Here is a 23,878-nt window from a genome sequence, read left to right as displayed (position 1 = left end):
GCGAGAGGAGCTGGTCATGGCCCTGTTCAAGAAGCGGACGGTCGGCAAGCCGGGCGAGTGGTACTACTGCCTGGAGCACAAGAAGGTCGAAGAGGGGCCCGAGTGCCCCAACAAGGACCGCTTCGGCCCGTACACGAGCCGTACGGAGGCCGAGCACGCGATGGCGACCGCCCGCGAGCGCAATCTCCAGTGGGAGAACGACCCGAAGTGGCACGACGCCCCGGCGGGCGGCCGAGAGGACGGCTGACCCGTCACACCACGACGCCCGGGACCCCGGCCCCTGCCGCCCCGGGCGTCGGTCATGCCGGAGTGATGCGCCCCGGGGGTGCCCCCCGCTGGGCGCCAGGCCGGGGGTGCGGGGTGCGGCGTGTCACCAGCGGGCCGGGGGTGGTGCCGTCAGGTGTTCCGCCAGCCTCGACACCCGGTCCCGCAGCCGGCGCCGGCCGCGTGGAGCCGGCAGGGCGTTCTCGCCCGCCGCCGCGCTGACCAGGTGCTGCACGGTGTCGAGGTCCAGCTCCGCCCCGTCGGGGACCGCCAGGACCTCGTGGGACATCGACGGCAGCTCGTCCCCGCCCTGGCCGAGGGCCAGGATCGTCGCCCCGGCGCGGCGGGCGTCGAAGACGCGTTCCAGCAGTGCGGCCGCCGGGGCCCCCGGGGTCACCACCAGCAGGGTCTCGCCGCGCCGGACCGCCTCCAGCCGGCCGAGACCGACCGCGAGGTGCGCCGGGTCCGAGGGGCGGGCGTCGTGCCGCACCAGCGTCGGGGCCAGCTCCGGCGTGCCCGACCAGGCGGCCTCGTCCACGAGGTGCGCCGCCAGGTGCCAGGGCTCGTACTCCGGCGTGCCGACCAGCAGCAGTCCGCCGCCGTGCGACACCACCGACCCCCGCAGGGCCCCGGCGAACCGCCGGGTGGCGCCCAGCCACTCCGTCCCGGCGAGCACTTCCCGCAGCAGCGCGACCCGTACGGCATCCATGACCCCGATCCTGCCCCGGCGGCCCCGGGACCCGGACGCGCTTGCCCGCGGATTCGCCCGGCCCGGGCACACGCCCCGGACACCCGTTCCACGGCCGAACGGGCGGGGGAGCGGCCGGGAGACGCGTCGTCCCCCCCGGCCCGGCCGGCCGGGCGCCGGGCACCGGCACCTGGAACGGTCGGGTCCGCGGCGCGGCCGTAGAGTCGGGGCCATGACCTCTACCGACAGTGCCGCCACCGGAACCGCGCAGAAGGCGCCCGCCAAGGACCCCTGGGACCTGCCCGACGTCTCCGGGCTCGTCGTCGGCGTGCTCGGCGGGACCGGCCCCCAGGGCAAGGGCCTCGCCAACCGGCTCGCCCGGGCCGGGCAGAAGGTGATCATCGGCTCCCGGGCCGCCGACCGCGCGCAGGCCGCCGCCGAGGAGATCGGCCACGGCGTCGAGGGCGCGGACAACGCCGAGACCGCGCGCCGCAGCGACATCGTGATCGTCGCCGTGCCGTGGGAGGGCCACGGCAAGACCCTGGAGTCGCTGCGCGAGGAGCTCGCCGGCAAGCTCGTCGTCGACTGCGTCAACCCGCTCGGCTTCGACAAGAAGGGCGCCTACGCCCTCAAGCCGGAGGAGGGCAGCGCCGCCGAGCAGGCCGCCGCCCTGCTGCCGGACTCCCGCGTCACGGCCGCCTTCCACCACCTGTCGGCCGTCCTGCTCCAGGACCCGGAGATCGAGCGGATCGACACCGACGTCATGGTGCTCGGGGAGGAGCGGGCGGACGTGGAGATCGTGCAGGCCCTGGCCGGCCGCATCCCCGGCATGCGCGGCGTCTTCGCCGGGCGGCTGCGCAACGCCCACCAGGTGGAGTCCCTGGTCGCGAACCTGATCTCGGTCAACCGCCGCTACAAGGCACACGCCGGGCTCCGCGTCACGGACGTATGACCGCATGGGGGACACTGGAAGGCGCCCGCAGTGCCCGCAGTGTCCCCCGACAGGAGCCACCCGACATGCCCCGCCTCGCCCTCTACGCCCTCGTCGTCTGCCTTCTGTCCGTGACCGCGGCCGTCGTCTCCTTCGTCCAGGGCAGCTGGCTGGGCATCGTGTGGGTGCTGCTGGCGGGCCTGTCGTCCAACATGTGCTGGTACTACGTCAAGCGCGGCCGGCAGCAGAAGTCCGTCACCGGCTGAGACCGGCACCCTCAGGGCGCCACCGAGCAGAACTCGTTCGAGCCCTGCCAGAAGCGGTACAGCTCCTGCCCGCAGTACGTCTCGACGTCGCTGATCCCGAGGGACTTCAGGATCGCGTCGACCGCGTCGAAGAAGACGCCGTTCACCGCGGGCAGCCACAGCAGCGCGAACACGAACAGCAGGCCGAACGGCGCGAACGGCTCCACCTGCCGCCGGACGCCGTACGACAGCCAGGGCTCGATCACGCCGTAGCCGTCCAGGCCCGGCACCGGCAGGAAGTTCAGCAGCGCCGCCGTCACCTGGAGCAGCGCGAGGAACGCCAGCGCGAACCGGAAGTCGGCCGGCACGCCCTCCAGCGCGCCCAGCCAGAACGGGGCGGTGCACACGACGGCGAACAGCACGTTGGTCAGCGGGCCCGCCGCCGAGATCAGACTGTGCCTCCAGCGGCCCCGGATCCGGTTCCGCTCGATGAACACGGCACCGCCGGGCAGACCGATGCCGCCCATGATCACGAAGATCACCGGCAGCACGATGCTGAGCAGCGCGTGCGTGTACTTCAGCGGATTCAGGGTCAGATAGCCCTTCGCGCCGATCGAGATGTCGCCGCTGTGCAGGGCGGTGCGGGCGTGCGCGTACTCGTGCAGGCACAGCGAGACGATCCACGCCGCCGTCACGAACAGGAACACGGCGACCCCGGGCTGTTCCGCGAACCCGGTCCAGGTCGCCCATCCCGTGACCGCCGTCACGGCCAGGATCCCGACGAAGACGGGACTCATCCGCCGCTCGCTGTGGCGGCTGGTGGCGGTGGTCATCGGACTCCCTGCTCTCGAACACCCGGTGGGACGGCCCGACGCTACCGGGCGCACACGAAAAACGCCTCGCGCGGGGCGGCCGGTTCCGCAAGGGTGGTGCGGTCCGGCGCCCGGTGACCGCGCCGGGCCGCAAGAACCCGACCGGCACCCCGCATCCGGCCGCGCAACCGCCGCCGCGCCGGGCACCGCCGTGCCCCGCCCCCGTACCACCGGAGACAATGGACCCCGTGCGCTACCGCATCCTCGGCACCACCCAGGCGCTCCGCACCGACGGCTCGGCCGTCCCGGTGGGCGGGGCGCGGTTGCGTGCGCTGCTGACCGTGCTGGCCCTCCGCGCCGGGCGGACCGTGTCCGTGGGTCTGCTCGTCGACGAGGTGTGGGGCGCCGAGCCCCCCGCCGACGCCCCGGGCGCGCTGCAGGCGCTCGTCGGCCGGCTGCGGCGGGCACTGGGCGCCGACGCCGTGGCCTCCGCCGAGGGCGGCTACCGCCTCACCGCCGCGCCGGACGACATCGACCTGCACCGCTTCGAACGGCTCGCGGGCGAGGGGCTGCGCGCCCTGGCCGACGGCGACCCGGGCAAGGCTGCCGCCGTTCTCGACGACGCCCTCGCGCTGTGGCGCGACCCGGCCCTCGCCGACCTGCCCGAGCGCACCGCCGAGGCGGCCCGCGTCGAGGCCCGCCGGCTGGACGTGCTGCGGGCCCGCCACACCGCCGCCCTCGCCCTGGGCCGGGCCGAGCAGGCCCTGCCGGAGCTGACCGCCCTGTGCGACGGCCACCCCCTGGACGAGCCGCTCCAGGCACTCCGGCTGCGCGCCCTGCGCGAGGCGGGCCGCACCGCGGAGGCGCTGGACGCCTACGACGAGGTGCGGCGGCTGCTCGCCGACCGTCTGGGCACGGACCCGGGCCTCGAACTGCGCTCCCTGCACGCGGAGTTGCTGCGGGCCGGTGACGACCCCGGGCCCGTGCCCGCCGCCGTGCGGCCGGGCCGGCCGGCCGGGAACCTCCGCGCCCGCCTCACCTCCTTCATCGGCCGCGAGGCCGACATCGACACCCTCCGCCGGGACCTCAAGGCGGCCCGCCTGGTGACGCTGCTCGGCCCCGGTGGCGCCGGGAAGACCCGCCTGTCGCAGGAGGCCGCCGAGACCGTGCGGGGCAGCATGCCCGGCGGGGTGTGGCTGGCCGAACTCGCTCCGGTCGACGACCCCGCCGCCGTGCCGGAGGCCGTGCTCACCGCCGTCGGCGCCCGCGAGACCGTGCTGTACGGCGCCGGCGCCGAGGGCATCCGCGCCGCCGTGGCCGAACGGCTCGACGACCCCGTCGAACGTCTCGCCGAGCACTGCTCCCGCCCCGGCATGCTGCTCATCCTGGACAACTGCGAGCACGTCGCCGCCGCGGCCGCCCGGCTCGCCGAGGAACTGCTCCAGCGCTGCCCCGGCCTCACCGTCCTGGCCACCAGCCGCGAACCCCTGGGCGTCGCGGGCGAGTTGCTCCGCCCGGTGGAGCCGCTGCCCGAGCCGGTCGCCCTGCGCCTGTTCGCCGAGCGGGGCGCCGCGGTCCGGCCCGGATTCCGCATCGAGGACGACCCCGAGGCGTGCGCCGAGATCTGCCGGCGGCTGGACGGACTGCCGCTCGCCATCGAACTGGCCGCCGCCCGGCTGCGGATGCTCACCCCCCGCCAGATCGCCGACCGGCTCGACGACCGCTTCCGCCTGCTCACCTCCGGCAGCCGCACGGTCCTGCCCCGCCAGCAGACCCTGCGGGCCGTCGTCGACTGGTCCTGGGAACTCCTCGACGAGGACGAACGTGACGTCCTGCGGCGGCTGTCGGTGTTCGCGGGCGGCTGCGACCTGCCCGCCGCCGAGGCGGTGTGCGGACCGGCCGCCCTGGAGGCGCTCGGCTCCCTCGTCGACCGCTCCTTGGTCGTGGCCGCACCGGCCGACGGCGAGATGCGCTACCGGCTGCTGGAGACCGTCGCCGAGTACGCGGCCGAGCGGCTGGACGAGTCCGGGCAGCGCGCCGCGGCCGAGCGGGCCCACCTGACCTGGTTCCGCGAACTGGCGCGCCGCACGGACCCGTTGCTGCGCGGCCCGGAGCAGAGCGGCGCCATCCGGCGCCTGGAGCGCGAGTACGAGAACCTGCGCACCGCCCTGCGGCACGCCGTCGCCCTGCGCGACGAGCAGGAGGCGCTGTGCCTGGCCCTGTCGCTGGTCTGGTACTGGCAGATGCGCGATCTGCGCATCGAGGCCCGCAACTGGTGCCGCGAGGTCATGGCTCTCGGGCCGGACCCGTTCACCGAGCCGGTGCGCCCCGCCGCCCCCGTCTGGCAGCGCTGCACCGACGCCCCGCCGCCGATGACCGGCGAGGTGCTGTGGGAGGCCCGGCGCGGCATCCACCTGGCGCACCTGGCGTGCATGGACACCGAACTGGACGCCTGGCAGAACCCGCGCTCCCAGCAGAAGCTGCGGACCATCGCCGCCACCTACGAGCCGGGCCTGCCGCAGAACTGCCGCCTGCCCGGCCTGCTGTGGTTCTTCGCCGTGATGCTGACCGGCGACATGGACCGGCTGCGGATCATCATGGACGCCTCCATCCGCACCTGCCGCGCCACGCCCGGCTTCGACTGGGAGCTGGCCTCCGGGTTGCAGATGCGGGCCAACTTCCTCGCCAACCGCACCGACTGGGCCGGTGACGCCGGGCGCGACGCCGACGAGTCGCTGGAGATCTACCGCCGCCTCGGCGACTCCTGGGGCACCGCCGAGGCCCTGTCCGCCCGCGCCGAGGCCCATGAGCGCAAGGGGCACCACGCCCTGGCCGCCGCCGACTACGAGGCCGCCATCGCCCACGCCGAACGGCTCGGCGCCCGGGCCCAGGCGGCCGTCCTCACCGCCCGGCTCGGCAGCGCGCTGCTGGAGTCCGGCGAGGACGAACGCGGCGAGCGGCTGCTGCGCGAGGTGATCGCCCAGCACGAGGACTCGCACAGCGAGGCCATGCCCGCCGCGCGGCTGTTCCTCGCCGGGCGGCTCGGCATGACCGGCCGCTTCCCCGAGGCCCGCGAGCAACTGCGGCGGCTGCGCGAGGACTTCCGGATCTCCCACTTCATCGTCTTCGACGCGTTCATCCTCGGCGCGGAGGCCTGGCTGGACGCCATGGAGGGCCGCCACGAGGACTGCCTGGACCGCACCCGCAGGGCACTGGAGCAGGCGGGCGACCCCGTGTCCGAGGCCATCGCGCCCCATATGCGGGCGGTGTACCTGATCACCGGAGCCAGGGCCCTGTCCGCCCTCGACGGGGGACGGCGCGCCGCGGACGCGGCCCGCTGCCTCGGCGCCGCCGACGCCCTGCTGCCGCCGGGCCACCTCGCCCAGCGGCAGGAGCGCGAGACCCGCGAGACGGCGGAACGGCAGGCCCGCGCGGTGCTCGGCGACACGGCGTACGAGGCCGCGTACGCGCGGGGCGACGGCCTCACGGTCGAGGAGGCCGCCGCCCTGCTCTGACGGCGCCCGGCCGCCCCCGGTCAGCTCTTGGTGCGGAACTTGTGGATGGCGACGGGCGCCATCACGGCCGTGATGGCGGCCGACCAGCCGAGCGTCACCCACAGGTCGTGCGCCACCGGCCCCCCGATCATCAGGCCGCGTGCGGCGTCCGCCAGCGTGGACAGCGGGTTGTAGTCGGTGAACGCCTGCAGCCAGCCCGGCATCGACGTGGTCGGCGCGAAGATCGACGAGCCGAACTGCAGCGGGAACAGCACCAGGAAGCCCATCGCCTGCACGGACTGCGCGTTCTTCAGCATCACGCCCAGGGTGAGGAACACCCACATGATCGACGAGGCGAACGCGGTGGACAGCGCCACGGACGCGAGCAGCCCCGGCCAGTCGGTGATCTCGAACCCGACGGCGACGGCGACGACCATCAGCACGGCGGTCGCGAACAGCATCCGCAGCAGCTCCACGGAGATCTTCGCGAACAGCACCGAGCCCCGCCCGATCGGCATGGACCGGAAACGGTCCATGACACCGGAGTTGAAGTCCTGGCTGAAGCCCGTGCCGACGCCCTGGGACAGCGTCATGCTCATCATCGCGATCATGCCCGGGATCACGTACTGCACGTACCGCTCCTGCCCGCCACCCAGGGCCTGCCCGATCGAGCCGCCGAAGACGAACACGAACAGCAGGGTGAAGATGACCGGCATCAGCAGCGCGTCGGCCATCGACTCCGGGTCCTTGCGGATCCACAGCAGGTTGCGCCGGATCAGGGCACCGGTGTGGCGCAGATGGCCGCGCAGCGGGATACGGGCGTCGGTCACGGTGTCGTCGAGGGTGACGGCGCTCATACGGCGGCCTCCTGAAGGTCTTCGGCGGGCACGGCGTCCTGCGGGGCACTGGCACGGTGGCCGGTGAGGGACAGGAACACCTCGTCCAGGCTGGGCAGTTCGGTGGTGATGGAGGCGAGGGTGATGCCGCGCGCGGTGACCGCGCCGACCACCGCGGTCAGTTGCTCGTCGCTGAGGATCGGCACCAGGACGTCACCGCGGTCGCCGTCCACGGTCGTGGTGGCGAGGCCGGTGATGCCGAGGTCGTCGAGCGCGGCGGCGAGCGGCCGCAGGTGCGCCGGGTCGGCCGGGCGGATCCGCAGCGCACGGCCGCCGACCTTCGCCTTCAGCTCCTCGATGGCCCCGCCCGCGATGACCTGGCCGCGGTCCACGACGGTCAGCTCCGAGGCGAGCTGCTCGGCCTCCTCCATGTACTGGGTGGTGAGCAGCACGGTCACCCCGTCACCGACCATGCGCTTGACCTCGTCCCACACCTCGTTGCGGGTGCGCGGGTCGAGCCCGGTGGTGGGCTCGTCCAGGAAGAGCACGGACGGCCGGCCGATCATCGAGGCGGCCAGGTCCAGCCGCCGCCGCATGCCGCCGGAGTACGTGCCCGCGTGCCGCCTGGCCGCCTCGGTGAGCGAGAAGCGCTCCAGCAGCTCGTCGGCCCGGCCCCGCGCGTCCTTGCGGGACAGGTCGAGCAGCCGTCCGATCATGTACAGGTTCTCCCAGCCGGAGAGCTTCTCGTCCACGGAGGCGTACTGCCCGGTCAGGCCGATCACCCGCCGCAGCTGCCGGGGCTGCCGTACGGCGTCGTAGTCGGCCACGGTGGCCCGTCCCGCGTCGGGGGTGAGCAGGGTGGACAGGATGCGTACCAGGGTCGTCTTCCCGGCCCCGTTCGGTCCGAGCACCCCCATCACGGTGCCCTCCCGCACGTCCAGGTCGACCCCGTCCAGGGCTTTCGTCTCCCCGTAGTGCTTGACCAGCCCCCGCACGGTGACAGCGGCGCCGCTGGTTCGTTCGTCGATGCGCGTCATGGCACAGACGGTGCCAGGCCCCACCGACACTTCACCGACAAGCCGCCGACACCGCCCCGACAGGCCCGCCGGCCCGGGGCGGAACCCGTCGGGGAACGCGTGGCGAAAGGGGACAGCCCGTCGACGGGGGAAGATCGACGGGCTGTCCGGGGGTGGTGCGGCAGTGGCTAGTGGACGGAGTGCTCCTCCTGCGGGAAGGTGCCGCCGACGACGTCCTCGGCGAACGCCTTCACCGCGTTCCCCATGACCTCGCGCAGGTTCGCGTAGCTCTTCACGAACTTCGGCACGCGCCCGCCGGTCAGACCCAGCATGTCGGTCCACACCAGGACCTGGGCGTCCGTCTCCGGGCCCGCCCCGATGCCCACCGTCGGGATGTGCAGCACGCGCGTCACCTCGGCGGCGAGCTCGGCCGGGACCAGCTCCAGCACCACCGCGAAGGCCCCGGCGTCCTGCACGGCCTTGGCGTCGCGCAGCAGCTGCTGGGCGGCCTCCTCGCCGCGCCCCTGCACCCGGTAGCCCATCGCGTTGACCGACTGCGGGGTCAGGCCGATGTGGGCCATCACCGGGATGCCGGACTCGACGAGCAGCCGGATCTGCTCGTGCGAGCGCTCGCCGCCCTCCAGCTTCACGGCCTGCACGCCGGCCTCCTTCACCAGGCGGGTGGCCGAGCGCAGCGCCTGCACCGGCCCTTCCTGGTAGGAGCCGAAGGGCAGGTCGCCGACGATCAGGGCGCGCGAGGTGCCCCGTACGACCGCGGCCGACAGCATGGTCATCTCGTCGAGGGTGACGGGCACGGTCGTCTCGTAGCCGAGGTGGCAGTTGCCCGCCGAGTCGCCGACGAGCATCACCGGGATCCCGGCCTCGTCGAACACGGATGCGGTCATCGCGTCGTACGCGGTGAGCATCGGCCACTTCTCGCCGCGCTCCTTCGCGGCGGCGATGTCGCGGACGGTGATGCGCCGATTCCCCTTGCCCCCGTACAGCGTCTTCCCGCCGTCGGCGGCATGTGCAGTCTGGGCAGCCGGAAGCTGCGTCATGGCACGGCTCCTAACACGTCATCTCGAGGCGCCCTGACGGCGTCCCCGGACCACGTCCATGGTGGCACTTCGTGCCGGGTTGGGCTAGAGGAGCCCCTGTGAGGTGCGCCCCGGCCACAAGCGGAATCCGCAGTAAGAGCGCGGTAAGAGTATTCCGATACGAGACGGTCTCGTATCGAAAATGGCCTACGCTGGACACATGACCTCACCTGCCGACCAGGCCGCCCCCACCGGCCCCCGCGTACCGGAAGCGGTGCACCGGCGCCGCTGGGCGATCCTCGGCGTGCTGATGCTGAGCCTGCTGATCGTCGTTCTCGACAACTCCATCCTCAACGTCGCCATCAAGACGATCTCCACCCCGGCCCCCACCGGCCTGGGCGCCACCCAGAGCGAGCTGGAGTGGGCGATCAACTCCTACACCCTCGTCTTCGCCGGCCTGCTGTTCACCGCCGGGCTGCTCGGGGACCGGCTGGGCCGCAAGAAGGTCCTGCTCGGCGGCCTCGCCGTGTTCGGCATCGGTTCGGCGCTCGCCGCGTTCTCCGGCTCACCCGGCCAGCTGATCACCTTCCGCGCCGTGATGGGCGTGGGCGCCGCGTTCGTCATGCCCGCCACCCTCGCCGTCCTCATGAACGTCTTCGAGCGCGACGAGCAGCCGAAGGCCATCGGCATCTGGGCGGGCGGCGTCGGGCTGGCCATCGCCATCGGCCCGATCACCGGCGGACTGCTGCTCGACCACTTCTGGTGGGGCTCGGTCTTCCTCGTGAACGTGCCGATCGTGCTGCTCGCCCTCGCCCTGATGCTCTGGCTCGTGCCCGACTCCCGCGACCCGGCTCCGGGCCGCATCGACCCCGTCGGCGTCGTGCTGTCCGTCGTCGGCCTGGTGCTGCTCGTCTACGGCATCATCAAGGGCGGTCAGCTCGCCGACTTCACCGACGCCACCGTGCTGTCGACGATCGGCGCGGGTCTGGCCGTGCTGGTGGCCTTCGTGGTGGTCGAGAAGCGCAGCGACCACCCGTCGATCGACGTCACGTACTTCAAGAACAAGGTCTTCTCGGCCGCCATCGCCGCCATCGCGCTGGTGTTCTTCGCCCTGATGGGCGTGACCTTCTTCGCGGTCTTCTACACGCAGAGCGTGCGCGGGTACTCGCCGCTGCAGACCGGTCTGCTGATGCTGCCGCTGGCCGCCGCCCAGCTGTTCTTCGCGCCGCGCGCCCGGCTGGTGGTCGACCGCTTCGGCAACCGGGCCACCACCACGGCCGGCATGCTCGTCCTCGCCGCGATGCTGGCCGCCTTCGCCCTCCTGGACGCGGACACGCCCATCTGGCTCCTGGAAGTGATCTTCTTCCTCATGGGCGCCGGCATGGCGCACATCATGACGCCGGTCAGCGTCGTCATCATGCAGGCCCTGCCCCGCGAGAAGGCCGGCTCGGCCTCCGCCCTCAGCAACACCTTCCGCCAGGTCGGCGGCGCCCTCGGCATCGCCGTCCTCGGCTCGGTGCTGTCCACCGCGTACCGCAACAGCATCGAGGGGGACCTGGGGCAGCTGCCGCCGGGCCTGCGCCACACCGCGGGGGAGTCCATCGAGGCCACCCTCGGCGTCGCCCAGAAGCTGGGACCCGAGGGCAGGGCCCTGGTCACCCCGGCCTACGACGCCTTCCTGCACGCCATGCACGTCACGGCCCTGTGGGGCGCGGGCATCGCCTTGCTCGGCGCGGTCGTCGTGGCGCTGTTCCTGCCCGGCAGGCGGCAGGACCCCCAGCAGCCCGGCAGGGAACAGGAGTTGTCGCACACCGGGTCCTGACTCCGCGGGACAATGCAACCCGCGGCAAGGAGCCGTCCCCACCCGGTGTCAGCGACGCACCCGGTGCCGTGAGAGCACCCGGTGCCAGGAAAGGACGCAGCGACGTGAGCCTCGCCGAACGGCAGACCCCGCACGACGGACCCGCCCGGGGCCGCCCCAGGAGCGAGGCCGCCGAACGCGCCATCATCGAGGGCGTGATGAGGCTGCTGGAGGAGGGCGTGCCCCTCGCGGAGCTGTCCATCGAGCGCATCGCCCGCACCGCCGGCGTCGGCAAGGCCACGATCTACCGGCGCTGGAGCGGCAAGGAGGAGCTGTTCGTCGACATCGTGCGCGGCGCCGAACTCCCCGACCCGGAGCTGCCCGGCACCTCCGTGCGCGACGACCTCGTGGTGCTGCTGGAGCAGGTGCGCCGGCGCGGCCTGGCCCAGCGCTCCTCGGCCATCCTGCACAGCGTGCAGGCCCAGATGAAGAGCAGTCCCAAGCTCTGGGCGGCGTACCACGCCACCGTCGTCGCCCCGCGCCGCCGGCTCGGCCTCGAGGTGCTGCGCCGCGGGCAGGACAACGGCGAACTGCGCACCGACGTCGACCTGGAGCTGCTCAACGACCTGTTCGTCGGCCCGGTCCTGGTCCGTTCCGTCCTGAGCCCGGACGCCGACCTTCCCGAGGACCTCGCCGAACGGGTCGTCGACACCCTGCTCCAGGGCCTGCGCCCGGCCGGCCCGCCTCCCGGTGAGGCCGGTCCCGACCGGCCGTAATGTGCGCGTTTCGTCACAGACCACACGTTCGGCGGGTGTGATCGGAACTCCCCGGAGGAACTCGAACGTCCTCGCTCCCGTACGGCCGTCGACGGACGGCGGGAACGGAACGGATCATCCCCTAGGGTCGTGAGGCACGGGGGCGATGGTGTGCACGGCAGGCAGTGAGGCGACGGTATGGCGCAGCAGGCGTACATGACGGAGACGGACAACGGCGGCTCGGGACCCGAGCACCGGGGAACCCGGCTTCGGCGCCTGTTCGGACGGCTGGCCCGGGGCTGGCGGGGCGATCCCCGCGTCTGGCGGCGCGGGCTCGTCGTCGCCGGGTGCGCGGTGCTGCTGGGTGTGGTCCTGGCGCTGCACGCGCAGATCCCCAACAGCATCGGCAACCTGGGCAGTCTCACCGAGACCTTCCTGCCCTGGCTGGGGCTGTGCATCCCGGTGCTGCTCCTGCTCGCGGTGGTGCGCCGGTCCGCGACCGCGCTCATCGCCGTGGTGCTGCCCTCGGTGATCTGGCTGAACCTCTTCGGCGGCCAGCTCAGCGACAAGACGGCCACCGGCGGCGACCTGACCGTGGTCACGCACAACGTCAACGCCGAGAACCCCGACCCGCAGGGCACCGCCCGGGACGTGGCCGCCTCCGGCGCGGACGTCCTCGCCCTGGAGGAACTGACCCCGGCCGCCGTCCCGGTGTACGAGAAGGCGCTGGCGTCGACGTACCGCTACCACTCCGTGCAGGGCACGGTCGGCGTGTGGAGCAAGTACCCGCTGAGCGGGGTGCGGGCCGTCGACCTCGACATGGGCTGGACGCGGGCGATGCGCGCCACGGTGACCGCGCCGACCGGACGGCTCGCCGTCTACGTCGCCCATCTGCCGTCCGTGCGCGTGAAGATGGAGGCCGGCTTCACGGCCCGTCAGCGCGACCGCAGCGCCGACTACCTCGGCGAGGCCATCGCCCACGAGCCGCTGCCCGACGTCGTCCTGCTCGGCGACCTGAACGGCACCATGAACGACCGCGCGCTCAACGCGGTGACCTCCCAGATGCGCTCCACGCAGGGCGCGGCCGGCAGCGGCTTCGGCTTCAGCTGGCCCGCCTCGTTCCCGATGGCGCGCATCGACCAGATCATGGTCCGCGGTCTGACACCGCAGAGTTCCTGGACCCTGCCGCAGACGGGAAGCGACCATCTGCCGGTCGCGGCCCGTGTGAAGGTCACCACAGCGGGATCCTGAACCCGCAGGTCAGGGGCGCGTCGGCGGGAAAACCCTCTCGGGGCCCCGGCTGCTGGAATGCAGCGCCTGCGAGACTTTGTTCCGTACTTGAACATAAGCGTACGGATCTCAGCACGTCTCGAAAGGTTCTTCATGCCCCTGGCCCTGCTCGCCCTCGCCGTGGGTGCCTTCGGCATCGGCACGACCGAGTTCGTGATGATGGGGCTGCTGCCCGATGTCGCGGACGACCTGAACATCTCCATCCCCGGCGCCGGCCACCTGGTGTCGGCGTACGCGCTCGGCGTGGTCATCGGCGCGCCGCTGCTGGCCGCCGTCACCGCGAAGATGTCCCGCCGCACGGTCCTGATCGGCCTGATGGGGCTCTTCGTCGTCGGCAACGCCCTGTCGGCGCTCGCACCCGGCAACGGCTGGCTGCTGGCCGCCCGCTTCCTGAGCGGGCTGCCGCACGGCGCCTTCTTCGGCGTGGGGGCCGTCGTGGCCACGAACATGGTCGCCCCCGAACGCAAGGCCCGCTCGGTGTCCCTGATGTTCCTCGGCCTGACGGTCGCGAACGTCGCCGGGGTGCCGGTCGCGACCCTCATGGGCCAGCACCTCGGCTGGCGCGCGACCTTCCTCGGCGTCAGCGCCATCGGACTGGTGGCGATCGCCGCACTCGCGGCGCTCATCCCGCACGACCACGAGCACGCCACCGCCCGGGGCCTGCGCGGCGAACTCGCCGCCCTGCGCTCCCTGCCGGTCTGGCTGTCGCTCGGCACGACCGTCGCGGGCTTCGGCGCCCTGTTCGCGGCCTACAGCTACATCACCCCGATGCTGACGGACGCCGCCGGGTACGCCGGTGCCAGCGTCACCCTGCTGCTGGCGCTGTTCGGCGTCGGCGCCACCGCCGGCAACCTGCTCGGCGGCCGCCTGGCCGACCACTCGCTGCGCGGCACGCTGTTCGGCGGCCTGATCTCGCTGGTGGCGGTCCTGGCGCTGTTCCCGCTGCTGATGCGCACGGAGGTGACGGCCGCCGTGGCGGTGACGCTCCTGGGCATGGCGGCCTTCGCCACCGGGTCACCGTTGCAGCTGATGGTCATGGAGAAGGCCTCCGCGGCCCCGTCCCTGGCCTCCTCGGCCAACCAGGCCGCCTTCAACCTGGCCAACGCGGGCGGCGCCTGGATCGGCGGCCTCGCCCTGGCCGCGGGCTTCGGCGTCACGTCCCCGGCCCTGGCGGGAGCGGCCCTGGCCGTCCTCGGCCTGGGGGTGGCCGCGCTGGCCGCGGCGGTGGACCGCCGCCGGGCGCCGGCGCCGGGCCGCGAACGGGTCGTGGCGAGCCACGTCCCGCAGGAGGCGGAGGCCCTCCACCACTGACGCCTCCGGCACGAGCGACAGCACGGCAGCCCCCGGGAACACGCCCGGGGGCTGCCGTGCTCTCCGCCTGCCCGGGCAGGTCCTGACCTCCGGTGGGGACCGCCTTTACCGGAGCCTCCCGTTGCGGCACCGTGTCTCCGACTGTCCGCGTGAGTCATGGGGGAGACGACGTGTGGGAACAGGTGCCTGCTCTGGCCGGTGTCCTCGTGGGAGCCGTCGGCTCCTATGTGGCCACCAGCCTCACCGAGCGGAGCCGGTGGCGACGCGCACGGGCCGAACGCTGGGATCAGAAGAGGCTGGACACCTACGCGTCCTACGCGAACTGCCTGAAGCATCAGATCAACATCGCCCAGCGCATGGGCGCTGCCCGAGGGTTCCAGCACGCTGTGGACCCACTGGACCCCGAGGAAGAAGGCCTGGTGCAGCTCGCCGAGGCCGAGGCGCGGCGTGCGTCCGAGTGGGAAACGGTGCTGCTCGTCGGCGATGCCGAGACGGTGGCGGCGGCCCGGCAGTGGCACGAGGCGGTGTGGAACGTCGAACTCTATGCGCGCGGCATGAGGGACGACCCCGCGGGCTGGGAGAGGGCAGTCGGCCGGATGAGTCGAGCACGTGACCAGTTCTACGCCCTCGCACGGCGTGACCTGGGCATCCCGGGACCCCCGCCGCCCTCAGGCAACTGGCCCCGGGTCTGGCAGCAGCAGGACGAGACCGCCTGACGGCGACCGGCTGCCGGCCCGCGCGGACGTGCGCGAGCGCCACGGCCGTGGCCAGGAGCAGGGCCAGGCCCGCGCCGCGCCCGGTGGCGGATCTGCTCGCCGAGGCTGGGCCGTACCGGCAGGCACCCTCTGATGGCGTTCCGGGCCGCCAGGAGCGGCCACCGGCCGGGATCACCTCCGTGACGCTCAGTCCACGGTGGGGCTTCGGCGTTCGACGAGGACGACGTCGCGCCATGTGCCGTGGTGGCGGCCGATGCGCTCGCGGGTGCCGATGACGCGGAACCCCGCCCGTTCGTGGATGACGAGGCTGGCGGTGTTCTCCGGGAAGATGCCGGACTGCACCGTCCAGATGCCCGCCGCGTCGGTGGAAGCGAGCAGCGCGGTCAGCAGGCTCATGCCGACCCCGCGGCCCCGGGCGTCGGGGTGGACGTACACGGAATGCTCGACGACACCGGCGTACGCGCACCGGTCGGAGACCGGCACGACGGCGGCCCACCCGAGAACCAGGGCGCCTTCGTCCAGGGCGACCAAGCGGTGGTCGGGCAGTTTGGCGTCGTCGAACGCCTCCCAGGTCGGGGCCGTGGTCTCGAAGGTGGCGTTGCCCTCGTCGATGCCCGATCGGTAGATCGCCAGGACCTGTGCGGCGTGCTCGGGCCGCATCGGTGCGATCCGCAGGCCGGTGGCCGGGCCCTTCACGCTGCCTCGATGCCGAGGTCGGCGAGCAGACCACGGATGCGTCGCCCGATCTCGTCGCGGATCGGGCGGACCGCCGCGACGCCCTGGCCGGCTGGGTCGTCCAGCTTCCAGTCCAGGTACCGCTTGCCGGGGAAGTACGGGCAGGCGTCGCCGCAGCCCATGGTGATCACCACGTCGGACGACTCCACCGCCTCCACGGTGAGGACCTTGGGGGTCGCGGCGGAGATGTCGATACCGACCTCCTGCATGGCCTCCACCACGGCCGGGTTCACCGCCTCGGCCGGGGCGGACCCGGCCGAGCGGACCTGCACACGGTCGCCTCCGAGGTGGGTGAGGAAGGCAGCGCCCATCTGGGAGCGGCCGGCGTTGTGCACACACACGAACAGCACGGAGGGAACGGCGGAGGTGCTCATCAGGTCAGGGCGCTCTCTTCGGTGGGGCGGGGCAGATCGGCGGGCTGTTGCCTGCCATGGGGGACGGCGACGTCCTCGTTCACCCTGGCCGGGCGGCCGAAGCAGACGGCGGCCAGGCCCAGACCGGCGGCGGCGCCGACCAGTTGGGCGGCGAGGAACGGCACCACGGACGCGGGGGCGATACCGGCGAAGCTGTCGGTGAATGCCCGGCCGATCGTGACGGCCGGGTTGGCGAAGGAGGTGGAGGAGGTGAACCAGTACGCCGCGCCGATGTAGGAGGCGACCGCGACCGGCGCCAGGTGGGCGCGGCCTGCGCGGGCCAGGCCGACGACGAGCCAGACCAGCCCGGCCGTGGCCACCACCTCGCCCAGCCACAGGTGGCCGGCGGACCGATCGTGGGTGGAGAACTCCACCAGCGGCCTGCCGAACATGGCGTCGGCGAGCACCGCACCCGCGATCGCTCCGGCGATCTGGGCGGGCACATATGCTGCGACGTCGCGCAGGGCCGGAGCCTGTCCCGTCCGGCGGCCGGTGCACCAGGCGGCGAGGGTGACCGCCGGGTTGAAGTGCGCCCCCGACACCGGGCCGAGCAGGGTGATCAGTACGCCGAGGCCGAAGACGGTGGCCAGGGAGTTGGCGAGCAGCTGCACGCCGACGTCGCGGGTCAGTTCGCTGGCCTGGATGCCGGAGCCGACCACCACCGCGACCAGCGCGGCCGTGCCTGTTCCCTCGACGGCCGCCCGCCGGGCCAGTGGCGCTGCCACGCTCACGCCGGCACCTTCGCGGCCGCAGCGGGGGTCTGGAGCAGAGCGGACAGCTTCGCGAGCGCCTCGGGGAGCACCCAGTAATACACCCAGGTCGCGCGCCGCTCCGAGGCCACCAGCCCGGCTTCCCTCAGCACCTTCAGGTGGTGGGAGATGGTGGGCTGGGAGACGTCGAACGGGCCCGTGAGGTCGCACACACACGCCTCGCCGCCCTCGTGTGAGGCGATCAGCGACAGCAACCGCAGCCGGACGGGGTCCGACAGGGCCTTGAACATCCGCGCCAGCTCGGCCGCGGCTTCCTCGCCCAGAGGCTCGCGGACCATCGGCGCGCAGCACGCCGCCTCGTCCTGTCCGAGCACCGGCAGATCAGCGTGTTTCGACATTTCTCTATGTTGACAGGCATCTAATCCGGTGGCAAGGTCGCCTGTATCGACAGTTGTCGAAACAGTCGCTTCCGGATGGGAGACCGCCATGTCCCGCGTTCAGCTCGCCCTGCGCGTCGCCGACCTCGAAGGCTCGATCGCCTTCTACTCCAAGCTGTTCGACGCCGAGCCCGCCAAGCGCCGCGAGGGCTACGCCAACTTCGCCATCACCGAGCCCCCGCTCAAGCTCGTCCTCATCGAGGGCGGGACCGGCGAGGACACCCGCCTGGACCACCTCGGTGTCGAGGTGGCCGGGACCGAGGACGTGAACGCCGCCACGACCCGGCTGAAGGAAGCAGGGCTGGCCACGTTCGAGGAGAACGACACCTCCTGCTGCTACGCGCTCCAGGACAAGGTGTGGGTGACCGGACCGGGCAAGGAGCCGTGGGAGGTCTACGTCGTCAAGGCCGACGCCGACACCCTGGAGAAGGCCGGCACCGCCCCTGACGCGTGCTGCGGTACCACTGCCTGCTGCACCCCTGACGAGGCGGCTGTCGACCCGGCCCGGACCCCGGCCGAGGCCAAGGCCGCCGCCGGATGCGCTTGCGGCAGCTGACCGGCGCCCGGGCCGGCTCTCAGCGCCGGGATGCGTCCGGACGGCCCACAGACGGCCCGGTGAACAAACAAGCGAGGGGGCCGACGGTCCTCAGTCCGTCGGCCCCATCCGTCGCATCGGCAGGAAGCCTGCCCCTACAGCACCGGCAGGCTCTTCCGCAGCTCGAACGCCGTGACCTCGCTGCGGTACTCCTCCCACTCGCTCCTCTTGTTGCGCAGGAAGAAGTCGAAGACGTGCTCGCCCAGGGTCTCGGCGACGAGGTCGCTGCGCTCCATCAGGGTCAGGGCCTCGCCCAGGTTCTGGGGGAGCGGCTCGATGCCCATCGCGCGGCGCTCCGCGTCGGACAGCGCCCACACGTCGTCCTCGGCGCCCGGCGGGAGCTCGTAGCCCTCCTCGATGCCCTTGAGGCCGGCGGCCAGCAGGACCGCGTACGCCAGGTACGGGTTCGCGCCGGAGTCGAGGGAGCGGACCTCGACGCGGGCCGAACCCGTCTTGCCGGGCTTGTACATCGGGACCCGGACCAGGGCCGAGCGGTTGTTGTGGCCCCAGCAGATGTACGACGGCGCCTCGCCGCCCGCGCCCGCCGTGCGCTCGGCGCCGCCCCAGATGCGCTTGTAGGAGTTGACCCACTGGTTGGTGACCGCGGAGATCTCCGCTGCGTGCCGCAGCAGGCCCGCGATGAAGGAGCGGCCCACCTTGGACAGCTGGTACTCCGAGCCCGACTCGTAGAAGGCGTTGCGGTCGCCCTCGAAGAGGGAGAGGTGGGTGTGCATGCCGGAGCCGGGGTGCTCCGAGAACGGCTTCGGCATGAACGTGGCCTGCACGCCCTGCTCCAGCGCCACCTGCTTCATGACCAGACGGAACGTCATGACGTTGTCGGCCGTGGAGAGCGCGTCGGCGTACCGCAGGTCGATCTCCTGCTGGCCGGGCGCGCCCTCGTGGTGGGAGAACTCCACGGAGATGCCCATCGACTCCAGCATGGTGATCGCCTGGCGGCGGAAGTCCATGCCGACGTTGGTCGGGGTGTGGTCGAAGTAGCCGGAGTTGTCGGCCGGGGTGGGGCGCGAGCCGTCCAGCGGGCGGTCCTTCAGCAGGAAGAACTCGATCTCCGGGTGGGTGTAGAAGGTGAACCCCAGGTCGGAGGCGCGGGCCAGGGCGCGCTTGAGCACGTAGCGGGGGTCGGCGAAGGAGGGCGAGCCGTCCGGCATCAGGATGTCGCAGAACATCCGGGCCGTGCCGGGGGCCTCCGCACGCCAGGGCAGGATCTGGAACGTCGACGGGTCCGGCTTGGCGATCATGTCGGACTCGTAGACCCGGGCGAAGCCCTCGATCGCGGAGCCGTCGAAGCCGATGCCCTCGTCGAAGGCCTGCTCCAGCTCGGCCGGTGCCACGGCGACGGACTTGAGGAAGCCCAGCACGTCCGTGAACCACAGGCGTACGAACCGGATGTCGCGCTCCTCCAGAGTCCGGAGCACGAACTCCTGCTGCTTGTCCATCTTCCGCTTCCCCATCCTTGCTGGTCAGGCCGCCTTCTCTTCCGTACCACGGGAGGCGGTCGGGCACCTGAGCATCCCACCACACGACCATTTCGTACGCGTTGCGGACCATGATCGCCCGACCGGCGGTGACCGGACGACCCGCGTACGCCGGGTGGACTGCTCCGATGCCCATAGTGCCTGCTCGCACCGGCGTCCGTAACGGCCGGTCCGCTTCCGGTGCCGGGCGGGGCGTCACCCCGAGCGGTACGTGATCACACCGAGTACCCGTCCGCCGCCGCCGCCGTGCTCGGCCACGCCGTCCCGCCCTCAGTCGCCGCCGGCCGGCCCGAACCCGTTCCCACCGGCTGCCGGGCTGTCGGTCCGCTGTCGGTGCCGTATCGATTCGGCCCATTCCCGCCACCGCCCTACGGCACGCCCCTCCCGCACCCTTACGATCAGCCCACCCGACCGTCACTTTTCCCGAAGGACACCCCATGGGCTCCGCCAAGAAGAGCAGCACCGGACGCCAGGCGCGCATAGAGGAGATGCGGCGTGCGGAGCGGGCACGCGAGCGCTGCAACCGGATCCTCGCCGCCGTGGCCGGTGTGGTGGTCGTCGGCGGACTCGTCGCCGGCGGCGTGGTGCTCGTGCGCTCCCAGGACGACGGCGGCAGCAGCACCGCGACGAGCGACTCCTCCGGCAAGGGCAGGTTCGTCAGCGGCAAGGACGGGGTGAGGACGTGGCAGGGCAAGCTGTCGCGCAACCACGTCACCAAGGCCGTCGAGTACGCCTCCGAGCCGCCCGTCGGCGGTGACCACAACCAGGTCTGGATGAACTGCAACGGCGACGTCTACACCAAGGAACTGAACAACACCAACGCCGTGCACTCCCTGGAGCACGGCGCGGTGTGGGTGACGTACAACGCCGACGCGAAGAAGGCCGACGTCGACGCGCTCGCGGCGAAGGTGAAGAAGACCCCGTACACGCTGATGAGCCCGATGGACGACCAGAAGGACCCGATCATGCTCTCGGCCTGGGGGCACCAGCGCACGGTGACCGGCGCCGACGACCCGGACGTCGACACGTTCTTCGAGAAGTTCGTCCAGGGCGAGCAGACCCCCGAGCCGGGTGCCGCCTGCACCAACGGGCTGTCGCAGTGAGGCACGTGCCGCTGGTCGCCGCGGCCGCGGCGACGGCGCTCGTCGCGGCCGGGGCGATCACCTACGCCGTCGCCGGTGACGACGGCGGCACCACCGTCCCGTCGGTGGAGTCCGCGGACGCCGGGTTCGCCCGGGACATGGCCGTGCACCACCAGCAGGCCGTGGAGATGTCGTACATCGTGCGCGACCGCACCGAGGACGAGGAGGTGCGGCGCCTGGCCTACGACATCGCGCAGACGCAGGCCAACCAGCGCGGCATGATGCTCGGCTGGCTCGACCTGTGGGGCCTGCCGAAGGTCACCTCCGAACCCCCCATGACCTGGATGGACATGGGCGGCATGGCCTCGGGCGAGGACGGCGCGCTGATGCCCGGCATGGCGACGAACGCCGAGATGGAACGGCTCGGGAAACTCGACGGCGAGCAGGCCGAGGTCTACTACCTGCGCCTGATGACGGCCCATCACCGCGGTGGCATCCACATGGCCGAGGCGTGCGTGCGCGCCTGCACGGTCGGCGTGGAGAAGCGGCTCGCCCAGGGCATGGTGGACGCCCAGCAGTCCGAGATCGGGCTCATGGCGGACCTGCTCGAGGAGCGCGGAGCAGCACCCCGTCCGTAGCGGGCCGGCGCCGGGGGTGAGGAGTGCGGTGAGGAGTGCCCCACCCTGGTGCCCCGCCACCCTATTGCGTCGCTCTGACGATTACACTGGGCCCGTGCCTCAACTACGTCTCGCCCTGAACCAGATCGACGCCCGCGTCGGCGACCTCGCCGGCAACACCGAGTCGATCGTCCGCTGGACCCGGCACTCCGCCGAGCAGGGAGCGCACCTCGTGGCGTTCCCGGAGATGGTGCTGACCGGGTATCCCGTCGAGGACCTCGCCCTGAGGTCGTCCTTCGTGGAGGCCTCCCGGTCGGCCCTGCGCGCCCTCGCCGCCCGGCTGGCCGACGAGGGCTTCGGGGAGCTTCCGGTGGTCGTCGGCTATCTCGACCGCAGCGAGAGCGCCCAGCCGAAGTACGGCCAGCCGGCCGGCGCGCCCCAGAACGCCGGAGCGGTGCTGTACGGCGGCGAGGTGGTCCTCCACTACGCCAAGCACCACCTGCCGAACTACGGCGTCTTCGACGAGTTCCGCTACTTCGTGCCCGGCGACAGCATGCCCGTCCTGCGCGTCCACGGCGTGGACGTGGCCCTGGCCATCTGCGAGGACCTCTGGCAGGACGGCGGACGCGTCCCCGCGGCCCGCGCCGCGCAGGCGGGGCTGCTGCTGTCCGTCAACGCCTCCCCCTACGAGCGCAACAAGGACGACACCCGTCTGGAGCTGGTCCGCAAGCGCGCCCAGGAGGCCGGCTGCACGACCGCCTACCTCGCCATGATGGGCGGCCAGGACGACCTGGTCTTCGACGGCGACTCGATCGTCGTCGACAAGGACGGCGCCGTCGTCGCGCGGGCGCCGCAGTTCTCCGAGTGCTGCGTGGTCGTCGACCTGGACCTGCCGGCCGCGTCCCCCGACGCCCCGACGGGCGTGGTGAACGACGGTCTGCGCATCGACCGGGTCGTCCTGTCCGAGGACCCGCTGCCCCGGTACGAGCCGGAGCACACCGGCGGCTACGCGGACCGCCTCGACGACGACGAGGAGGTCTACTCGGCCCTCGTCGTGGGCCTGCGCGCGTACGTGGCGAAGAACGGCTTCGAGTCGGTCCTCATCGGCCTGTCCGGCGGCATCGACTCCGCGCTGGTCGCGGCGATCGCCTGCGACGCGCTGGGCGCGCAGAACGTGTACGGCGTGTCCATGCCGTCGAAGTACTCCTCGGACCACTCCAAGGACGACGCGGCCGAGCTCGCCCGCCGCACGGGCCTGAACTACCGCACGGTCGCCATCGAGCCGATGTTCGACGCGTACATGGGCTCCGTGAACCTCACCGGCCTGGCGGAGGAGAACCTCCAGTCCCGGCTGCGCGGCACGCTGCTCATGGCCCTGTCCAACCAGGAGGGCCACATCGTCCTGGCCCCCGGCAACAAGTCGGAGCTGGCGGTCGGCTACTCCACGCTCTACGGCGACTCCGTCGGCGCGTACGGCCCGATCAAGGACGTCTACAAGACGTCGGTGTTCCGGCTGGCCGAGTGGCGCAACCGCGCCGCACGGGAGCGCGGCCAGACCCCGCCGATCCCGGAGAACTCGATCAGCAAGCCGCCGAGCGCCGAGCTGCGCCCGGGCCAGGTCGACACCGACTCCCTGCCGGACTACCCGGTGCTGGACGCGATCCTGGAGCTGTACGTCGACCGCGACCGGGGCGCCGACGAGATCGTCGAGGCCGGCTTCGACGCCCAGCTCGTCGCGAAGACGCTGCGCATGGTCGACACGGCCGAGTACAAGCGCCGGCAGTACCCGCCGGGCACGAAGATCTCCCCGAAGGGCTTCGGCAAGGACCGGCGGCTGCCCATCACCAACGGGTGGCGCGAGTCGCTGTGACGGTGGCGGCGCGGGGGCCGGTGCCCCCGTGCCTCACCGCGAGGCGGCCTCCGCGGCGGCCGTCCAGGCGAACCCGTCGGGATCGGTGAACGGTCCGGCGTCGCTGCCGATCAGGATCCGGTGCGAGCCGCTCCCCTCGGGGGAGACGCCGGCGACCTTGGCCAGACCGCGCCGCTTGTACAGGGCGAGCTTGACCGGACCCGTGCCGGTGGCGAACTCGACGTACTTGGAGCCGAAGCTCTTCGCGACGGCGAGCCCGCGGCCCGTGTAGAACTGCTTGGCCGCCTTCACGTCCTCCACGCCCAGCAGGAGCACGAACTCCTCCACGCTCCTCGACGCCGGGCCGGTGTTCTTCTTCGCCGACGAGGCGAGCTGCCAGACGGTTCCGTCCGGGGCCTGCACGACGCCGCCGTAGCCCCACAGCGACTTCGCCGGGGGCTTCAGCGTGCGGGCACCGGCGGCGACGGCGGCCTCGGCGAGGGCGTCGACGTCGGCCGGCTGCGCCACCACCAGCGACAGCGTGAAACCGCGGAAGCCGGTGGACGGCGCCTCGGAGGCCGCCAGCCGCAGGCGTCCGTCCAGGCCGAAGGCGGTGCGGTAGAAGCGCTCGGCGGCGTCGACGTCGGTCACTTCGAGGGTGATGTGTGCGAGAGAGGTCATGAGGACGACGCTAGTCACGGCGTCGCGCACGGGCTTCTCGATTCCTGACCGGATGCACCCGACCGGT

Annotated in this window: 24 protein-coding genes; 13 read left to right on the top strand and 11 right to left on the bottom strand. The window is 72.5% G+C overall.

Going from position 1 to position 23,878, the window contains the following annotated elements; genetic code table 11:
- The first annotated feature begins 16 nt into the window (after positions 1 to 16).
- Positions 17 to 247 carry a hypothetical protein gene (locus ACH4C6_RS27515; RefSeq protein ID WP_398111289.1) on the top strand — a complete coding sequence of 77 codons (231 nt, stop codon included), beginning with the start codon at positions 17 to 19 and terminating at the stop codon, positions 245 to 247.
- 123 nt (positions 248 to 370) lie between these two features.
- On the opposite strand, the gene ACH4C6_RS27510 is transcribed toward ACH4C6_RS27515, so the two are convergent.
- The gene (locus ACH4C6_RS27510; protein WP_398111288.1) at positions 371 to 973 is read right to left on the bottom strand and encodes a hypothetical protein; all 603 of its coding nucleotides are present in this window, start codon (positions 971 to 973) and stop codon (positions 371 to 373) included.
- Between the two features lie 211 nt (positions 974 to 1,184).
- On the opposite strand from ACH4C6_RS27510, the gene npdG reads away from it, so the two are divergent.
- Both npdG and ACH4C6_RS27500 read left to right on the top strand, forming a co-directional pair.
- Positions 1,185 to 1,904, top strand: coding sequence for an NADPH-dependent F420 reductase (gene npdG / locus ACH4C6_RS27505; RefSeq protein WP_398111287.1), 720 nt, complete (start codon positions 1,185 to 1,187; stop codon positions 1,902 to 1,904).
- 65 nt (positions 1,905 to 1,969) lie between these two features.
- Positions 1,970 to 2,149, top strand: a complete 180-nt coding sequence (locus ACH4C6_RS27500) for a hypothetical protein (protein WP_398111286.1) — start codon at positions 1,970 to 1,972, stop codon at positions 2,147 to 2,149.
- An 11-nt stretch (positions 2,150 to 2,160) separates the two neighbouring features.
- Here the strand turns inward: ACH4C6_RS27500 and ACH4C6_RS27495 are convergent, their stop codons facing one another.
- Complete coding sequence (locus tag ACH4C6_RS27495) at positions 2,161 to 2,961, bottom strand: site-2 protease family protein (RefSeq protein ID WP_398111285.1); 801 nt, start codon at positions 2,959 to 2,961, stop codon at positions 2,161 to 2,163.
- A 218-nt stretch (positions 2,962 to 3,179) separates the two neighbouring features.
- Here ACH4C6_RS27495 and ACH4C6_RS27490 point away from each other — a divergent pair, with 218 nt between their 5' ends.
- Positions 3,180 to 6,455, top strand: coding sequence for a BTAD domain-containing putative transcriptional regulator (locus tag ACH4C6_RS27490; protein ID WP_398111284.1), 3,276 nt, complete (start codon positions 3,180 to 3,182; stop codon positions 6,453 to 6,455).
- 20 nt (positions 6,456 to 6,475) lie between these two features.
- On the opposite strand, the gene ACH4C6_RS27485 is transcribed toward ACH4C6_RS27490, so the two are convergent.
- From ACH4C6_RS27485 to panB, 3 genes are all read right to left on the bottom strand, one after another.
- On the bottom strand, positions 6,476 to 7,291 hold the full coding sequence (locus ACH4C6_RS27485) for an ABC transporter permease (RefSeq protein ID WP_398111283.1): 816 nt from the start codon (positions 7,289 to 7,291) through the stop codon (positions 6,476 to 6,478).
- Complete coding sequence (locus tag ACH4C6_RS27480; protein WP_398111282.1) at positions 7,288 to 8,307, bottom strand: ATP-binding cassette domain-containing protein; 1,020 nt, start codon at positions 8,305 to 8,307, stop codon at positions 7,288 to 7,290. The genes ACH4C6_RS27485 and ACH4C6_RS27480 overlap by 4 nt, the downstream gene beginning before the upstream one ends.
- A gap of 167 nt (positions 8,308 to 8,474) precedes the next feature.
- Positions 8,475 to 9,344, bottom strand: a complete 870-nt coding sequence (gene panB / locus ACH4C6_RS27475) for a 3-methyl-2-oxobutanoate hydroxymethyltransferase (protein ID WP_398111281.1) — start codon at positions 9,342 to 9,344, stop codon at positions 8,475 to 8,477.
- A gap of 199 nt (positions 9,345 to 9,543) precedes the next feature.
- Between panB and ACH4C6_RS27470 the strand changes: the two genes are divergently transcribed.
- The 5 genes from ACH4C6_RS27470 to ACH4C6_RS27450 all read left to right on the top strand — a co-directional run bounded on the left by ACH4C6_RS27470 (position 9,544) and on the right by ACH4C6_RS27450 (position 15,196).
- Entirely contained in the window at positions 9,544 to 11,145 is a 1,602-nt protein-coding gene (locus ACH4C6_RS27470; RefSeq protein WP_398111280.1) for an MFS transporter, read from the top strand.
- A gap of 104 nt (positions 11,146 to 11,249) precedes the next feature.
- The gene (locus tag ACH4C6_RS27465) at positions 11,250 to 11,900 is read left to right on the top strand and encodes a TetR/AcrR family transcriptional regulator (protein ID WP_398111279.1); all 651 of its coding nucleotides are present in this window, start codon (positions 11,250 to 11,252) and stop codon (positions 11,898 to 11,900) included.
- Positions 11,901 to 12,077: 177 nt separating this feature from the next.
- Positions 12,078 to 13,130 (top strand): endonuclease/exonuclease/phosphatase family protein, encoded by a 1,053-nt coding sequence (locus ACH4C6_RS27460; protein WP_398111278.1) that lies wholly within the window; start codon positions 12,078 to 12,080, stop codon positions 13,128 to 13,130.
- Positions 13,131 to 13,262: 132 nt separating this feature from the next.
- The gene (locus tag ACH4C6_RS27455; RefSeq protein ID WP_398111277.1) at positions 13,263 to 14,480 is read left to right on the top strand and encodes an MFS transporter; all 1,218 of its coding nucleotides are present in this window, start codon (positions 13,263 to 13,265) and stop codon (positions 14,478 to 14,480) included.
- Positions 14,481 to 14,650: 170 nt separating this feature from the next.
- Positions 14,651 to 15,196: a hypothetical protein gene (locus tag ACH4C6_RS27450; protein WP_398111276.1), complete on the top strand. Its 546-nt coding sequence runs from the start codon at positions 14,651 to 14,653 to the stop codon at positions 15,194 to 15,196.
- Between the two features lie 186 nt (positions 15,197 to 15,382).
- Here the strand turns inward: ACH4C6_RS27450 and ACH4C6_RS27445 are convergent, their stop codons facing one another.
- From ACH4C6_RS27445 to ACH4C6_RS27430, 4 genes are read right to left on the bottom strand one after another with little or no spacing between them, the layout of a single operon-like run.
- The gene (locus tag ACH4C6_RS27445; RefSeq protein WP_398111480.1) at positions 15,383 to 15,856 is read right to left on the bottom strand and encodes a GNAT family N-acetyltransferase; all 474 of its coding nucleotides are present in this window, start codon (positions 15,854 to 15,856) and stop codon (positions 15,383 to 15,385) included.
- Positions 15,857 to 15,888: 32 nt separating this feature from the next.
- Positions 15,889 to 16,305, bottom strand: a complete 417-nt coding sequence (locus tag ACH4C6_RS27440) for an arsenate reductase ArsC (protein WP_398111274.1) — start codon at positions 16,303 to 16,305, stop codon at positions 15,889 to 15,891.
- Positions 16,305 to 17,075, bottom strand: a complete 771-nt coding sequence (locus ACH4C6_RS27435; protein WP_398111272.1) for an aquaporin — start codon at positions 17,073 to 17,075, stop codon at positions 16,305 to 16,307. Before ACH4C6_RS27435 ends, ACH4C6_RS27440 begins: the two co-directional genes overlap by 1 nt.
- Positions 17,072 to 17,452: an ArsR/SmtB family transcription factor gene (locus tag ACH4C6_RS27430; RefSeq protein WP_398111270.1), complete on the bottom strand. Its 381-nt coding sequence runs from the start codon at positions 17,450 to 17,452 to the stop codon at positions 17,072 to 17,074. The genes ACH4C6_RS27435 and ACH4C6_RS27430 overlap by 4 nt, the downstream gene beginning before the upstream one ends.
- Before the next feature lie 88 nt (positions 17,453 to 17,540).
- Here ACH4C6_RS27430 and ACH4C6_RS27425 point away from each other — a divergent pair, with 88 nt between their 5' ends.
- A complete protein-coding gene (locus tag ACH4C6_RS27425) occupies positions 17,541 to 18,047 on the top strand; it encodes an ArsI/CadI family heavy metal resistance metalloenzyme (protein ID WP_398111269.1) in 507 nt (168 codons plus the stop codon).
- A gap of 134 nt (positions 18,048 to 18,181) precedes the next feature.
- Here the strand turns inward: ACH4C6_RS27425 and glnA are convergent, their stop codons facing one another.
- Positions 18,182 to 19,543: a type I glutamate--ammonia ligase gene (gene glnA / locus ACH4C6_RS27420; protein WP_398111268.1), complete on the bottom strand. Its 1,362-nt coding sequence runs from the start codon at positions 19,541 to 19,543 to the stop codon at positions 18,182 to 18,184.
- Between the two features lie 476 nt (positions 19,544 to 20,019).
- On the opposite strand from glnA, the gene ACH4C6_RS27415 reads away from it, so the two are divergent.
- The 3 genes from ACH4C6_RS27415 to ACH4C6_RS27405 all read left to right on the top strand — a co-directional run bounded on the left by ACH4C6_RS27415 (position 20,020) and on the right by ACH4C6_RS27405 (position 23,151).
- Positions 20,020 to 20,685 carry a DUF3105 domain-containing protein gene (locus tag ACH4C6_RS27415; RefSeq protein WP_398111266.1) on the top strand — a complete coding sequence of 222 codons (666 nt, stop codon included), beginning with the start codon at positions 20,020 to 20,022 and terminating at the stop codon, positions 20,683 to 20,685.
- Positions 20,682 to 21,302, top strand: a complete 621-nt coding sequence (locus ACH4C6_RS27410; RefSeq protein WP_398111265.1) for a DUF305 domain-containing protein — start codon at positions 20,682 to 20,684, stop codon at positions 21,300 to 21,302. Before ACH4C6_RS27415 ends, ACH4C6_RS27410 begins: the two co-directional genes overlap by 4 nt.
- Positions 21,303 to 21,396: 94 nt before the next feature.
- Entirely contained in the window at positions 21,397 to 23,151 is a 1,755-nt protein-coding gene (locus ACH4C6_RS27405; RefSeq protein WP_398111264.1) for an NAD+ synthase, read from the top strand.
- Between the two features lie 33 nt (positions 23,152 to 23,184).
- On the opposite strand, the gene ACH4C6_RS27400 is transcribed toward ACH4C6_RS27405, so the two are convergent.
- Positions 23,185 to 23,811, bottom strand: a complete 627-nt coding sequence (locus ACH4C6_RS27400) for a glyoxalase (RefSeq protein WP_398111263.1) — start codon at positions 23,809 to 23,811, stop codon at positions 23,185 to 23,187.
- Between the last annotated feature and the right edge of the window lie 67 nt (positions 23,812 to 23,878).

The sequence above is a fragment of the Streptomyces sp. NPDC017943 genome (assembly GCF_044328425.1).
Classification (GTDB): Bacteria; Actinomycetota; Actinomycetes; order Streptomycetales; family Streptomycetaceae; genus Streptomyces; species Streptomyces djakartensis_A.
Note: the sequence above shows the minus strand (reverse complement) of the source record. Positions and strands in the feature narration are given on the sequence as shown.

Excerpts from the sequence above, each read along its gene's own strand:
- npdG (WP_398111287.1), top strand. The coding sequence starts at position 1,185 with ATGACCTCTACCGACAGTGCCGCCACCGGAACCGCGCAGAAGGCGCCC.
- ACH4C6_RS27440 (WP_398111274.1), bottom strand. The coding sequence starts at position 16,305 with ATGAGCACCTCCGCCGTTCCCTCCGTGCTGTTCGTGTGTGTGCACAAC.
- ACH4C6_RS27455 (WP_398111277.1), top strand. The coding sequence starts at position 13,263 with ATGCCCCTGGCCCTGCTCGCCCTCGCCGTGGGTGCCTTCGGCATCGGC.
- ACH4C6_RS27500 (WP_398111286.1), top strand. The coding sequence starts at position 1,970 with ATGCCCCGCCTCGCCCTCTACGCCCTCGTCGTCTGCCTTCTGTCCGTG.
- ACH4C6_RS27480 (WP_398111282.1), bottom strand. The coding sequence starts at position 8,307 with ATGACGCGCATCGACGAACGAACCAGCGGCGCCGCTGTCACCGTGCGG.
- ACH4C6_RS27495 (WP_398111285.1), bottom strand. The coding sequence starts at position 2,961 with ATGACCACCGCCACCAGCCGCCACAGCGAGCGGCGGATGAGTCCCGTC.
- glnA (WP_398111268.1), bottom strand. The coding sequence starts at position 19,543 with ATGGACAAGCAGCAGGAGTTCGTGCTCCGGACTCTGGAGGAGCGCGAC.
- ACH4C6_RS27490 (WP_398111284.1), top strand. The coding sequence starts at position 3,180 with ATGGACCCCGTGCGCTACCGCATCCTCGGCACCACCCAGGCGCTCCGC.
- ACH4C6_RS27400 (WP_398111263.1), bottom strand. The coding sequence starts at position 23,811 with ATGACCTCTCTCGCACACATCACCCTCGAAGTGACCGACGTCGACGCC.
- ACH4C6_RS27470 (WP_398111280.1), top strand. The coding sequence starts at position 9,544 with ATGACCTCACCTGCCGACCAGGCCGCCCCCACCGGCCCCCGCGTACCG.
- panB (WP_398111281.1), bottom strand. The coding sequence starts at position 9,344 with ATGACGCAGCTTCCGGCTGCCCAGACTGCACATGCCGCCGACGGCGGG.
- ACH4C6_RS27445 (WP_398111480.1), bottom strand. The coding sequence starts at position 15,856 with ATGCGGCCCGAGCACGCCGCACAGGTCCTGGCGATCTACCGATCGGGC.
- ACH4C6_RS27415 (WP_398111266.1), top strand. The coding sequence starts at position 20,020 with ATGGGCTCCGCCAAGAAGAGCAGCACCGGACGCCAGGCGCGCATAGAG.
- ACH4C6_RS27460 (WP_398111278.1), top strand. The coding sequence starts at position 12,078 with ATGGCGCAGCAGGCGTACATGACGGAGACGGACAACGGCGGCTCGGGA.
- ACH4C6_RS27515 (WP_398111289.1), top strand. The coding sequence starts at position 17 with ATGGCCCTGTTCAAGAAGCGGACGGTCGGCAAGCCGGGCGAGTGGTAC.
- ACH4C6_RS27430 (WP_398111270.1), bottom strand. The coding sequence starts at position 17,452 with ATGTCGAAACACGCTGATCTGCCGGTGCTCGGACAGGACGAGGCGGCG.
- ACH4C6_RS27425 (WP_398111269.1), top strand. The coding sequence starts at position 17,541 with ATGTCCCGCGTTCAGCTCGCCCTGCGCGTCGCCGACCTCGAAGGCTCG.
- ACH4C6_RS27485 (WP_398111283.1), bottom strand. The coding sequence starts at position 7,291 with ATGAGCGCCGTCACCCTCGACGACACCGTGACCGACGCCCGTATCCCG.
- ACH4C6_RS27510 (WP_398111288.1), bottom strand. The coding sequence starts at position 973 with ATGGATGCCGTACGGGTCGCGCTGCTGCGGGAAGTGCTCGCCGGGACG.